Genomic DNA, 13,731 nt, shown 5'->3' on the forward strand with positions numbered 1-13,731 from the left:
CTTCAATCCCATAACAGAATTTGCAGGTTCGGCTTGACCGGTACGTCCAGTCCACTGGTGCCACTCAAGGGTGTTTCGGTGCCGCGCAAGGGGTCATACAAGGTGGCGGTGGTCATGCCCGGCAAGTGCGCGCTGCCGCCACGGGCTGACCAGAAAAACCACACCTTGCGCCCGTCGGCACGGGTCCAGCCGATGCTGAACAGGCCATCGGGCAACTGGTCGGCAGTGGGGGGATCGCCGGGGGTCAACTTGGGCCCGCTCACCTGCAGGAAATTCTGCAACGCGGTATACGACGGCTTGGGGTTGGCGTCGATGTCGAGCAAGCCATAACTCTGGTCACGCACGCTGGCGCGCTGGTCCAGGTCGCTCAGGGTAAACAGGAAGATCTTGTCGAAATCCAGCGCGCTCATCAGCGCAACGCGGCGCACGATGTAGTCGGCCTGGCCTTGGGTGGTGATGAAGTCCTGCACCTCTTTCGGGCCTTTATAGTTCGACCAGCCCCACTCGGTGCTCCACAGGGTGCTCACCCCGGCCGCCCGCAGTTTCTGGTTGAGGGCGCTGGTTTTTTCGACAAAGTCGAGGTTCGACGGTGTGTTGCCTTCGGGCAATTGGGTGTAGGGGTGATAGGACATGATGGTATTGAGGCTCGGCACGCCCAGTTGCAGCAGCCCGTCGAGCATATTCTGGCCGTTGGGCATTTCGCTGAAAAACGCCATGCCGGCAGCCACCACCGGTTTGTTCGGGTTCACCACCCGCAGCGCGGCTGCGGTGACTTGCAACAGGTTCGCATAGCCGGCCGGGTCGGCGACGGGGCGCCAGAAACCCAGCAGGTTCGGCTCGTTCCACACCTGCCATGCGTCCACGCTGGGGTAACGCTGGGCCAGCAACGCCATGCGGTTGGCGAAGATACTCGGGTCCTTGGGCGGGAACTGGTCCTGATACGGCGAGGAGGCCGGCGCGGTGGTGGCGAACTTCGCCGAACCCACCAGGTAGAACACCGACTTGATCTGGTTCTGCTGCAGCTTGTTCACCAGTTCATCAAGGGTCGCGACGTTGTACTGGTTCTCGGCGGTTTCCAGTTGGTCCCAATGCAGGTCCAGGCGCACCCATTCCAGGCCCAGGGCCTTGAGGCGGTCGATCTGCTTCTGATAACGCTCGGGACTGAACCACAGGAACTGCGCGTTCACCCCCAGAAAATCTTTCCACACGATCTCTTTGTTGCCCTTGAGCACATGGCTCTCGGCATCGGCCGGGCGGCCCCAGAGAAAGGCGGTCAGGCCCAGTGCGGCGACGACCACGAGGGTCGCCAGGTAAGTCCGTTTACGTGCCATGGTTGCCTCCTGCAATGGCTTCACTAAACAGTGTCGCGAACTTCTGCGCCGTCAACGGCCACAGCCGTTCACGACCAATCGCGGCGGCGCGTTCGGCCCAGTCCCTGGCCATTTGCGGGTTGCGTGCGAGCAGCAGCAGTTGCTCGCTCAAGGCGGCGACATCGCCTTGTGGATAGATGGCGCCATTGCCGCTGGCGACTTCCTCGGCGAACGCCCGGGCATCCGAGGTGATTGCGCCGCGCCCACAGGCGGCGGCCCACGACAATGCACCGCTGGTACCACGCTGGCGGCCCAGCAGGCCGAGTTTTTTCGATTCGCGATACGGCAGCACCATCACATGGTGCGCCTGGATCGTCTGCGGGATTTCGCTGGCGGGCAAATTCAGCCGCCAGTCGATGGAGCCTGCCAGGCCAAGTTCGGCGATCTGGCTGTTCAGTTGCTCCAGGTAATTGCCGCCTGCGCCAAACGCCATTTCGGCGGCAGTGCCACCGGCCAGAGTCAGGCGCACACGGTCACGCAATTCGGGGGCTTTTTCGAAGACGGCGGCCAGGGCCTGCAACAGGTCTTCGATGCCTTTGCCACGGTAGATAAAACCAAAATACAGCAGGTGCAGCGTGTCCAGTGGCGGCAAGGCCACGGGCGGGATATCCAGGTTGGCGTGGTTGATCACCGCCACCTTGCCGACGGGCAATTGCATGCGCGCCGTCAGGCAGTCGGCGCCCAAGCGGGTGAGGGTCACCAGCCGGGTCAGGCCCTGGGCGACGTGACGTTCTTCACGCAGGGTCAAGGGATCGGCCAGCACCACCGCCGCCTGGGGCAATGGGCTGGGCAAGGATTCCAGCAGGTTCAGCGGAAAGGGCAGTTGCTCGCGCCGCCAGACCATGCGTTCCGGGTCATGCACCGTGGCGGTCAACGGCAGCGCAGGGTAGGCCTTGCGCAATTCGCGCAGGGCCAGGAACTCCCCCAGCCGCCCTCCGCCCAGCTCGGCGTGGACCAGATCAACCCCCTGCCAGTCGAAACCGGCAATGGCTTGCTTGATCGACGCCGTGCTGCCGACCACGCCCGTCAAGGGCGTAGCCACCTCGACGCCCAGTTGCTCCAGTGCCGTCTTGAAGTGGTTCGCGTAATCGGCGATCCCGTTCTTTTCAGGCGGCAGGGGAGCGAGCAGGGCGATGCGCATCAGAACGAACCCCGGTATTTGGCGATGGTTTTCAGCACCTTGACCGGCACCTCGAACTTGCGGCGGTTGATGATGATGCCATCGACCTTGCCGAACGCCGTGGTGAGGATCGACAGGGCGTGTTCCACCACCGGTACCGTGCTTTTCTGCGCTTCCACCACCAGCGCGATCAGGTCGGCACGGCGCAGGTTGATGAACGCGTCACGGTTGTCCAGCAGTGCCGAGGCATCCAGCAAGACCACCTGGCCCGGAATCGCCGGCTCAATCCCGCCGACCCGTACCCGCACGCCGTTCTCTTCCAGCAACTGGCGCAACTGCTCGACCACAAAACTCACGCCTTCACCGTGTCGCGCCGAGGTCAGCCCCAGGGTCAGGCCCTGTTCGGCAATACGCTCCAGCGGCAGCAAGCCATACAGGCGATAAATGCTCGCGTTGAAGGCGTTGGTGCTTTGCGCGGTGCTTGTATCCAGCTCCGGCAGCGTGGTCCACAGCGGCAGTCCGAACTTGCCTTCCACCAGACCGCCGTCGTGGATCCGCTGATCCAGCAGGTAGCACAGGTAGATCACCAGCAGCCCGACCACGATGGAGAACGGAATCGCCAGTAACAGCATCAGCAGGGTTTTCGGGAAGACGCGCCCAGGGTTGAGGGTGGCTTCTTCGATCACCGCAATGTTACTGATCTGACTCTTGTCCAGTTCACGGTCGATCCGCGATTTTTCCAGGCTGTCGACATACAGCGCGTAGTTTTTCTCGGTGCCGTTCAGCTCACGGGCCAGGCGCGCCAGTTCCGGCTCAATGGCCAGGGCGTCCTTGCGTTGGGCTTCCAGTTCCGTCAGTTGTTTTTGCTGTTGCACCAACTGCGTCCGCAGCGACTGGTTGCGGCTGGTCTCATCCAGCAGTACCCGTTGCAAGTGGATTTCCAGGGTGTTCGGCGCACGGTTCTCGGAGCTTTGCACCGTGTCGCTTTCACCGGCGACCTGGGCCTGCATGGCACGGATCGAAGCGTCCAGGGCTTTGACCGGCGGCGCGTTATCCGTATAGGTACGCATCATGTCGGCTTTTTCCAGGAGCTTCTGGTTCAGCAGGCGACGCAAGTCTTGTTGTTGCGGGTTCAACGCGATCTGGCGAACCGTGGTCACCTCTTTGGGCTGGCCCTTGAGTTGGTCACGGGTGCTCTGCAACGCCACGTCGGAGGAAGCGATCAGCCGAGTGGAGTTGAACACTTCGCCACGCAGCACGTTGATCCGCTCGGACAAGTCTTCCAGGCGATCGGTGATGCTCGACGCGCCAATCTCGTTCAAGTGCGTAAGGATCTGCTCCTTGTAGCTCTTGATCTGGGCAGCGCTGGAAGACACCTGGCCTTCATAGAACGCGTACAGGCTCTTGCGGCCTAACGCCTGGGTGCGCTCTTCGATGTAGGTTTCCACCCAGTCCTTGACCACCGCCTGGGCGATTTCCGGATCATCCCAGGTGAAGCTGATGTCCATCACCGTGGAGCCAATGGCGTGGGTCACGTCGAAGTTTTTCTCCAGGCTTTTCGCCAGGCGTTCCACCGGGGTGGTTTCCTCGACGATGCCGACGGTTTCCAGCACGACTCGCACACCGTCGAATACTGAGCTGATGCCTTTCTTGACGTACCACTTGGTGCGCTTCCACACGCCTTGCGGCGGTTGCATCTTGTCCATCACGTCCAGGTAATGCTCGGCCACGGCACGCACGATGGGGCGCCCGGTCAGCAGGCGTTCTTCGTCGACAATCGGGTCGCGCTGGGTACTCGGCATGACGATCGGCTGACGGTTGTCGACCTCGATCGGCATCGTCGAGTCACGCCCCGGTTTTACCAGCAACCGCGCGGTGGATTCATACTTGGCCGGCAGCAGGAACGCCCCCAGCAAAATGATCACCAGCGCGGCAAGCGCCGCGAGTTTGAACTCGTGCTTGAAGATGAAGAACAGACGCAGAAGATCACGAAAAGAACGGATCTCGATCATGGGATGTCGCTCCTTTAGTGGTTCGTGGTGTAGCTGTAGCCCACACCAATGGATTTGGTGAAGGGGATCAGCTGGTTCAGGTAAGTGTCCACGCCTTGGATCCGTTCGCCGACGTTGGACTTGGGTACAAACACCACGTCACCGCGTTGCAGCGCCACGGGCTTGCGGCCCAGAGCGCCGTTCTTCAGGTACTGGCTGAAATCGAGGAAGTAGGCGTGGTAAACGCCTTGTCCGTCTTCACGCAACAGGGCGACCATGCTCGCGTTGCCCACCGAACTCACGCCGCCGGCACCGAGAATCGCCTGCTCCATGGTCGGGGCGGTGGCGATGGAAATAGCCGACGGGTTTAACACCGCGCCGCCGACGATCACCGTGTTACCCGGCGCCTGGTTGATGTTCACCGTCACCCGAGGCTCGCGATACACCGGTGCGAGTTTCTGGCTCAGCTCGGCGGCGACTTCCGCCGGCGTGCGCCGCGCCACCTGGATCGGCCCCAGGAAGGGGTAGTTGATCTTGCCGTCGTTCTGCACGGTATACAGCGTCAGCTCGTAAATCGTGCTGACGTTGAACGCCGACAGGGTCGGCATTTCCCCGGCATCGCGGACGATCCGCAGCTGGTCGCCGATGCGGATCCGCTCCACCGCCGGCGGCAACTGGGCCATGCGATCGAGGGCCTGCTTGCCCTCGTTCACCGTCTTGCCATCGGGCGCGACGATCCGCGCGGGCGTATTGCAGGCGGCCAATGCCATCATGGCCAGGACGAGCAAGGTTCGTTTCATCAAAGGGGTCTTCCTGTAGGTCATGATGCTCACCTCCAATAACCGGGGAACATGCTGATGCGCCGCTTGAGGGCGAGGGGGAGCTGGCGCTCCAGATGGCCCAGCCGGTAGCCGAGCAATTTGAACGCGCTGCGCACCAGTACTTCGGGTACGCGGTGCAATGCACCGGCTTCGCGTAAAGCTCGAAGCTCAGCCAGTACATAGCGTTTACCTTCACCGCCGGCATCACCAAAAGCCTGGCGAATCCACGGCTCGCGGCCGTAGAACACGCCAATGTCGAAGTAGCGGTGAAACTCATCCATGAGACGGTAATCGTGGGAGTGATAGACCAGGGCGGTGGCGGCATAGCGCACCTTGTAGCCTTCCAGCAGCATGCGGGCGGCGACGTAGGCGTCCTCGCTGCCGATCACATCCGCGGGGAAGCCACCGACGGCTTGCAGGGCGCTGCGCCGGTACACCGAAAAAGAATCCGAGCTGAAGCAGGTCTTGATCCCCAGCTCCGGCGCATCAGCCAGGCTTTTGCTGCGGCTTTGCGGCGGGTAGTTGAAGTGGCGTGATTGGGCCCCCAGCACACCGGCATCCGGGTGCGGCAGTTGGCGGCCATAGGCGACGCCGTTGAGCGGGTCCAGTTCCAGTTCGCCCACCAGGTTGGCGAACGTCTCGGGTTCGGCGGGGATCGCGTCCTGGGTCATCACGATCAGCGCGTCGCCGTCGACTTGTTCGCTGGCCCAGCGGCGGGTGCCACCATGGTTGAAGTCCTTGGCATCGATCACTTCGACCCGTACGCCGAACTCGCGAAAACGCGCCACGGTGTTGTCGCTGGAGGCGCTGTCGACCACCAGGGTTTCGTCCGGTTGCAGGGTTTGCATGCGCAGCGCCGGCAGCAGCCGGTCGAGGTGGCTGGCTGCGTTGCGGGTCGGGATGATCAGGGCGGTACGCATCACTGCTTCACTTCGGCCGGAGCCCGGCCGTAGATGTCGTCAAAACGCACAATGTCGTCTTCCCCGAGGTACTCGCCGCTCTGCACTTCGATCATTACCAGGTCGATGATGCCGGGGTTGGTCAGACGGTGTTTGTGCCCGGCTGGAATGTAAGTGGATTCGTTGGCGTTGATCAGGAATTCACGGTCGCCGTTGGTAATCATCGCCGCGCCGCTGACCACGACCCAGTGCTCGCTGCGGTGATGGTGCATCTGCAACGACAGCGAGGCGCGTGGCTTGACCACGATGCGCTTGATCTTGAAGCGGCTGCTTTCTTCCAGCACGGTGTAGGTGCCCCACGGCCGGGTCACGGTGCGGTGCAGGCTGAAGGCCGGATGGTTCTGGCGCTTGAGCTCGGCGACGATGTAGCGCACGTCCTGGCTGCGGTTGGCGTCGGCAATCAGGATCGCGTCCGGGGTGTCGACGATGATCAGGTCGCTCACGCCCACCGCGCCCAATACGCGCTTGGGGGAGTCGATGTAGCAGTTATGCACGTCGTGCAGGATCGCTTCGCCATTCACTTGGTTGCCATTGGCGTCGCTTGGGGTGAGCTGGCGCACCGCGTCCCAGGAACCGATATCACTCCAGCCGATGTCGCAGGGCACCACGGCCACTTGCGCGGATTTTTCCATCAGCGCCACGTCAATCGATATATCGGGCGCCGACCCGAAGCCTTCAGCGTTCAATTCGCGCTGGCGGCAGTTGTTGTTATTCAGGCTGTGGCTGTGGTCGAGGGCGGCTTTCGCGGCGTCCAGTACGGCGGGGGCGTGCAGCGCAAGCTCGTCGAGCAATGTGCTTGCCTTGAAGCAGAACATCCCGGCATTCCATAGGTGCTTGCCGCCGTCCAGATAACCCTGGGCGGTGGCCAGGTCGGGCTTCTCGACGAAACGCTTGACCCGGAAACCCTGGCCCAGTGCATCGCCTTGTTCGATATAGCCGAAGCCGGTTTCAGGGTGGTCGGGCTGAATGCCGAACGTCACCAGGTAGCCGGCCTCTGCCAATTCGCGGGCCTGGGTGACGGCATCGGCGAAGGCGCTTTCATCGAGGATCAGGTGGTCGGCGGGCATCACCAGCAACTGCGCCTCGCCGCCGAAATTCTCCTGCACGTGCAGGGCGGCCACGGCGATCGCAGCGGCGGTGTTGCGCCCGAATGGCTCCAGCAGCAGGTCGAGGGCCAGGTGGGTCTTGTTGACCACGCGGTAGTCATCCAGGGTGCGAAACAGCATCTCGCGGTTGGTCACCGTCAGCACGTTCTCCACGCCCGGCAAGTGACTGGCCCGCAGGAAGGTCTTCTGCAACAGGCTCTGGTCGTCACGCATGCGCATGAAGGGCTTGGGCATGTTCTGCCGTGACACCGGCCACAGCCGGGTGCCCGAGCCACCGGAAATAATGCAGGGAATCAAGCCGTTGAGGGTGTTCATCAATAGACTTCCTTGGTCGAAAGGACGGCTGGGACCGTCATGAAAACGATGTACAAGTCGAACCACACCGACCACTTCGAGATGTACTCCAAGTCGTATTCAACGCGTTTCTGAATCTTGAACAGGGTGTCGGTTTCACCACGATAGCCGTTGATTTGCGCCCAGCCAGTGATGCCCGGTTTCACCCGGTGCCGCGAGCTGTACTCGCTGACGGCGACTTCGTAGGGCACCCCGGCCGCCTTGGTCGCGGTGGCATGGGGCCGCGGGCCGACCATCGACATGTTGCCCAGCAGCACGTTGAACAACTGCGGCAGCTCATCAATGCTGGTCTTGCGAATAAACCGGCCCACGCGGGTGATGCGCGGGTCGCCGCGGGTGGTCTGGCGGTCGGCGTTGAAGTCACTCATCTCGGCGTACATCGAGCGGAACTTGAACACCCGGATCACGTTGTCGTTGTAGCCAAAACGGTTCTGGCGAAACAGCACCGGACCTTTGGAGTCGAGCTTGATGGCTATCGCCGTGATCAGCATGATCGGCGACAACGCCACCAGCCCCAGGGTCGCCAGGATCAGGTCTTCGCAGCGCTTGATAAACGGCGACCAACCCCGCAGCGGCACATGGGAGGTGTTGAACATCAGGATGCCGCCCACATCGGTGATGCGGCTGTGGCCGTAACGCAGGGCGGCCATGTCGGGTACCAGCATGACGTTGACCGACATCTGCCGCAGGCGCTTCACCAGCCCGTTGATCCGCTGTTCGGCGGCCCAGGGCAGGGTGATCATTACCTGATTGACCTGCTCGGAGCGGATCAGCTTTTCCAGGTCGCGGGTGTTTCCCAGCAGCGGCAGGTTGCTCAATTCCTTGGGGATGCGCTCGGTGCGGTCGTCGATAAAACCGATCAGGCCGGAGCGGATATCACCGTTGCGTTGCAAGTGGTCGGCCACGTGCACGGCGGTGTCGGTGAAGCCGAGGATCACCGTGCGTTGCAGGTATTTGCCGTTCGCCATCAGGTTGCGAAACAGGCGCAGCATCACCATCCGCTCCACCCCGAACAGCGCCAGGCTGGTGATAAACCAGAACACCAGGTTGCGCGGGCTCAACTGCGGGAACATCTGCAGAATCTGGTACATGAACAGCAGGATGCAAAAGGCCGAAGACCAGGCCACCAGCATGGTGCGAAACCGCAGGCGGTTGCTGAACAACTCCTCGGAGTAAACCCCCATGGCCTGGAACAAAATAATCGTCATGATCGCGAAGAACAGCAGCAAGCCGAGAAAGTGCGCGCGCAACTCGGAGGCCATCGGTTCCGGATAAAACAGCAGGATCAGTGCCGGAAAAACAGCGGTGAGACCGTGCATCAACTTTACGAAAACGACAAAAAATTCAATAAAACCGGCCCGGGTCAAAAACAGGCTGTCGACGGACGACTTCTCGCGCATAAAAACATCCCTCATTGCACACCAGGGCTTCCTTGTTCGGCTGCTCATCCATAAAGGCAGGGCTTGCTTTATAAGTGGCGCCAGACGAACGGCTTGCTTCGCTGGGTAATACGCAATTACCTATCTATTTGCAGGGAATTTGCGGGGTAATGGCTAAATGATGGTTCTCTTTTCCTTGTTCGTCAAGGTTTTGACTTTTTTATAAGGGTATCGATCTAGACACATTATCTAATCATCTGCGTGACAAATTGTTGACTTTCTAGGTCGGGTTCTCGGGTTCTTCGAGAACAAAATGCTGGCGTTTTGGAGTGTAGGAACAAATTTGGGAAATTTCCTGCCGGGGAGGAAAACCTTTTTTTGACGGAGGTAGGACGCGGGAGTTTTCGGGGACAAGCGACGAGTGGTGAGGACGTGAGTCCGTCACCACATTGAGGCGGTACTAACCTTAAAAATTGCCTTTCAAACTGACGGTGAAGTTGCGCGGTTCGCCGTAGAAATTACCCCAGTCGGCCGTTCCCACCGTCTGATAGTAATTTTTGTCGAAGAGATTGTTACCGTTCAGCGCCACCGTCCATGTGTCATCAACCCGGTACGCCAACCGCGCACTCCATACCGCATAACCGGCTTGTTCCAGTTTGATGCCTTGAATTCGGTAGTTGCTGCTCTGGGCGTTGACGCCGGTGCCGACGCTCCATTTCGACAGTGTTCCGTCCAGCTGATAATCGCCCCACAAGCGCAGCATGTGTCGCGGCACGTAGCTGTTTGCGACCGCGCCAATTGCGGCGCTGTTGATGTTGTTGAGATTCTTGGTCTGGGTGTAGGTGTAGCCGCCCGCCACTTGCAAGCGTTCCAGCAACTCGCCACTCAACTCGGCTTCGACACCTTGTGCGCGAACCTTGCCAGTGTCGGTGTAGCAATAGCCGTCTGCCGAGGTACCGCATTGGGTGGTGTAGTCGGTTTCGGCGGCGTTTTTCTCGATAGCGCGGAACAATGCCAGCGAGCTGTTGAGGCGCCCCTCAAACCATTCGCCCTTGATGCCCAGCTCGTAGTTTTCGCCGATTTTGGGCTTGAGGGCGGCGCCGGTCACCGTGGCGTTGGAGCTTTGTGGCTGGAAGATATCGGCGTAGCTGGCGTACACCGAAAGGTTGTCGTCGAGGTCATAGATCACCGCGGCGAACGGCGTGACTTCACCGGTTTCCTTGGTGCGTGCGTCCTGCAGGGCCCATTCGCCCCAGGCGAGGTTATTCGACTGGCGGCGGTTTTCGAACCAGCTGACGCGACTGCCGAGCACCACCATCAATGGCTCGGCCAGCCTCAGGCGCAAAGTGGCGTAGGTACCGTACTGGGTGGCGGTTTCCTTGACGGTGCCGCCCCGGTACATGTTGGGCCAGAAGGTATCGTTGGCGGGCTGCGGGAAGTGGTGGTTGGGCAGGAAGATACTTTGCCGGTCGGGCAGGCTCCGGATCGCGTAGACATCGTCCTGGGTGCCACGGCTGCCATTGGCGCCGATGATGAGTTCATGCTGCAAACCGAACGCTTCGAACTTACCGTCCAGGTAGGCATCCAGTCCGAAATCCCGGTGGTCGTAGTCAAACAGCGCAGCGTACATCTCAGCGGTTGGCGCCGGATCACCGTACTTCACGGTGCCTTGGCTGGCGGCGTATTTGATGTCTTGCAGGTTGCGGCTGTTCACCGCCGTGACCTTGAGTTGCCAGTCGTCGTTGAAGTGGTGGGTGAGGTCGGCAAACAGCGTAGTGCGTTGGCTCTGCCAGTCGTTCCAGGCCTGGCCCAGGCAGGTGGAACGGCTCAGGCCAATGCTCTTGCCGTCGCTGTAGCGCGGCACACCGCCCCAGCAGGGCGTTGCATCGACATCTTCGTAGCTGGCACCGATGCCCAGGGTGGTGTCGGGCGAGAGGTCAACATCCAGTGCGAGGTAGACAGCTTGGTCCTGGCGCTTGGAGACGTCCATGTACGAGCCACGGTTCTGTTGGCTGACCACGGCGCGGCCGCGTACGGTGCCGCTGTCATTGAGCGGGCCGCCGGTATCGACGTCGGCGCGGTAGTTGCCCCAGGTGCCGGCAGACAGCGACAGGCTGGTGGTGGGTTTGTCTTGTGGCCGCTTGCGCACGAAGTTCACCGCACCACTGGCGGTGCCGGCGCCCTTGAGCATGCCGGCTGCGCCCTTGAGCACTTCCACCCGGTCATAGATCGCCATGTTGGCGGTGAAGCTGTCGGCCTGCACGTAGTCTTTGCCGATGTCCAACGGCACACCGTCGAACTGGTATTGGCCGAGCATCTTGAAACCACGGGAATAGAAATACTTGCCACCCATAGGTGAGTCGTAGGTGGTGATGCCCGGGGTGTGTTCCAGCAATTGATCGATGGTGGTGATGTTCTGGTCGTCGATCAGCTTGCGGGTCATGACGCTGACCGATTGCGGTGTTTCCCGCAGGCTGTGGGCGCCCTTGCCGATGGTCACCGCGCCGGTGGTGTAGGAACCGCTGCCGTCAGTGGTGACGCCGAGGTGTTCGCCGGTCACGGTGGTGGCACCCAGGTTCAGCGCGCCTGTGTCCGCGACTTGCGGCAACAGCAGCCAGGTGTTGTTGCTCTGGCGTTGGGCTTGCAAGCCCTGGCCCTGGATCAATTGGCTCAAGGCCTGTTGGCTGTCCAGCGCGCCGTTGAGGCCGGGGCTGGTCTTGCCGGCGACGCTGGTGGCGTCATAGGACAGGCTGATACTCGCCTGGCGCGCAAACTGGTCGAGCACCGTGGCCAATGGGCCGGGTGCGATGTTCCAGTCACGGGCCTGGGTGTCGCTGGCAGGCGTTTGCGCCATGACGGCCAGGGGCAGGACGCTGCCGTTCAGGCAGGCACCGAGCAGGGCGGCGTGCACCGCATGCTTGAGGGGAGAACGCTTGGAGGGGAACGCTTGCATGACCGCGGAATGCTCCTGAAGGAAGTGGACAGAATCGGCCTGTTGATCGGCCTTTCCTTACAGGTCGAGCGAAGATGAGAATTCACCTCATTTATTTTCGGAAGGTCATGCACGAGCTGCGACGGTCACCCAATAACGGCTGCGATAGGTGATGTTCACCGACAGTGCCTGTGCCACCAGGGTCAGGACCTGATCGGTATCGTCCAACTGGTAAGTCCCGGACACACGCAGGCCGGCAACCGCTTCGCTGCAGCGCACCAGCCCATTGCGGTAACGGCTCAGCTCCGCGAGGAAATCGTCCAGACGCATGTTGTGAGCGCTGATCACACCGTCGCTCCAGGCCCAGGGATCCAGGCCCGTGGTGGCGGGTGGACGCAAGCCGTTTCGATCAAACAGCATCTGCTCGCCGGGCTGTATCACCCCACGTGCGCTGGCCTGATGGCTGTCGGCGAATACCGCGACGGTGCCTTTTTGCACGGCGAGCAAGGTGCCGTGGGGCTCCTCGCGCACCATGAACCGGGTGCCCAAGGCGCGCAGATAACCGTCGCGGGTTTGCACCCAGAAGGGCCGTGGCGCGCTACCGTCGGCGCCCATGTCGATCAGGATTTCACCCTGGCGCAACTGCACCAGACGCCTTTCGGTGTTGAAGACTGTGTCGATGGCGCTGGCACTGTTGAGCTGGATACGGCTGCCATCGTCGAGGGCTACCCAACGCCGCTCTCCGGTGGTGGTGCGGTAGTCGGCCAGCAGGCCGGGCAATGGCGTGTAGTCGCGGCCGAACCATGTCAACCCTGCGGCACCGGCGAACAGCCCGAGCAACTTCAACCCTTCACGGCGGCTGATGCGTTGGCGGGCACCTTGCAAGGCATGGCGGCCGACCTGTGCCGGCAACTGCGCAAACTCGTCACTCATCGACGAGACCCGTTGCCAGGCCTGCTGGTGATCGCCACTGGTTTCAAGCCAGCGTTCGAAGGCGGCCGTGGTGGCGTCATCGGCAATATTGAACCGCAGCTTGATCATCCACTGGATCGCCTGGTCCACCAATGGCGGATTAGCCTTCGGCATAACGCAACCGATAACAGGCGTGCAGTGCCTTGGCCAGGTCGCGCTCCACGGTGGCCTTGGACACCCCCAGGCGCAGGGCGATCTGTTGGCAGGTCAGGCCGTCCAGTTGCGCCAGCAAAAATGCTTCGCGCACCCGTGGCTTGAGTTGGTCCAGCAGGCGGTCGATGCGCTCCAGGCTGTCGAGGATCAGCAGGCGGGTTTCTTCCGACGGCACCTCGACTTCCGGGAAATGGGCGAGACTCTCCAGATAGGCACGCTCCAGTTCGCGGCGGCGATACTGGTCGATCATCAGGCTGCGGGCGATGCTGCTCAGGTAGGCGCGGGGTTGCAGCAAGGCTTGCTGCTTGCGCGCATTGAGCAGGCGCACGAAGGTTTCCTGCGCCAGGTCGGCGGCGTGCTCACGGCAGCCCGTACGCCGGCTCAACCAGCCGCGCAGCCAGGAATGATGGGCATGGTAGAGCTGGCCGATGGCGGCATGGTCCAGTGGGTGGTCGCTCGACATGGGCATCCTGGCGCGGGCGTCTTAATTGATAACGGTTCGCATTCTATGCGCTGGCCAGAGGATTGGGCAATCGTTGCCGTGTGGATTTGGCGGGATGCACAAACCCACACA

The 13,731-nt window shown here is 61.5% G+C and carries 10 protein-coding genes; all 10 read right to left on the reverse strand.

The features are described 5' to 3' along the window. Window positions 1-2 precede the first annotated feature (2 nt). Complete coding sequence (locus JFU58_RS17035) at window positions 3-1,331, reverse strand: GH39 family glycosyl hydrolase (protein WP_093207798.1); 1,329 nt, start codon at window positions 1,329-1,331, stop codon at window positions 3-5. Further along, window positions 1,321-2,511 (reverse strand): glycosyltransferase, encoded by a 1,191-nt coding sequence (locus JFU58_RS17040; RefSeq protein WP_063028454.1) that lies wholly within the window; start codon window positions 2,509-2,511, stop codon window positions 1,321-1,323. Before JFU58_RS17040 ends, JFU58_RS17035 begins: the two co-directional genes overlap by 11 nt. Continuing rightward, on the reverse strand, window positions 2,511-4,502 hold the full coding sequence (locus JFU58_RS17045) for a GumC family protein (RefSeq protein ID WP_063028456.1): 1,992 nt from the start codon (window positions 4,500-4,502) through the stop codon (window positions 2,511-2,513). Before JFU58_RS17045 ends, JFU58_RS17040 begins: the two co-directional genes overlap by 1 nt. Window positions 4,503-4,516: 14 nt before the next feature. Beyond that, window positions 4,517-5,281, reverse strand: coding sequence for a polysaccharide biosynthesis/export family protein (locus JFU58_RS17050; RefSeq protein ID WP_017476845.1), 765 nt, complete (start codon window positions 5,279-5,281; stop codon window positions 4,517-4,519). Window positions 5,282-5,310: 29 nt separating this feature from the next. Then, window positions 5,311-6,222 carry a glycosyltransferase family 2 protein gene (locus JFU58_RS17055; RefSeq protein ID WP_201141297.1) on the reverse strand — a complete coding sequence of 304 codons (912 nt, stop codon included), beginning with the start codon at window positions 6,220-6,222 and terminating at the stop codon, window positions 5,311-5,313. Then, the gene (locus JFU58_RS17060; protein ID WP_063028460.1) at window positions 6,222-7,682 is read right to left on the reverse strand and encodes a mannose-1-phosphate guanylyltransferase/mannose-6-phosphate isomerase; all 1,461 of its coding nucleotides are present in this window, start codon (window positions 7,680-7,682) and stop codon (window positions 6,222-6,224) included. The genes JFU58_RS17055 and JFU58_RS17060 overlap by 1 nt, the downstream gene beginning before the upstream one ends. Continuing rightward, a complete protein-coding gene (locus JFU58_RS17065) occupies window positions 7,682-9,121 on the reverse strand; it encodes an undecaprenyl-phosphate glucose phosphotransferase (RefSeq protein ID WP_063028462.1) in 1,440 nt (479 codons plus the stop codon). Before JFU58_RS17065 ends, JFU58_RS17060 begins: the two co-directional genes overlap by 1 nt. Window positions 9,122-9,566: 445 nt before the next feature. Beyond that, window positions 9,567-12,053, reverse strand: coding sequence for a TonB-dependent siderophore receptor (locus JFU58_RS17070; RefSeq protein WP_201141299.1), 2,487 nt, complete (start codon window positions 12,051-12,053; stop codon window positions 9,567-9,569). A gap of 105 nt (window positions 12,054-12,158) precedes the next feature. After that, complete coding sequence (locus JFU58_RS17075) at window positions 12,159-13,118, reverse strand: FecR domain-containing protein (RefSeq protein ID WP_201141301.1); 960 nt, start codon at window positions 13,116-13,118, stop codon at window positions 12,159-12,161. Next, window positions 13,105-13,620: a sigma-70 family RNA polymerase sigma factor gene (locus tag JFU58_RS17080; protein WP_093207812.1), complete on the reverse strand. Its 516-nt coding sequence runs from the start codon at window positions 13,618-13,620 to the stop codon at window positions 13,105-13,107. Before JFU58_RS17080 ends, JFU58_RS17075 begins: the two co-directional genes overlap by 14 nt. Window positions 13,621-13,731 lie beyond the last annotated feature (111 nt).

The organism is Pseudomonas sp. TH34, from assembly GCF_016650865.1.
Lineage (GTDB): Bacteria > Pseudomonadota > Gammaproteobacteria > Pseudomonadales > Pseudomonadaceae > Aquipseudomonas > Aquipseudomonas yamanorum.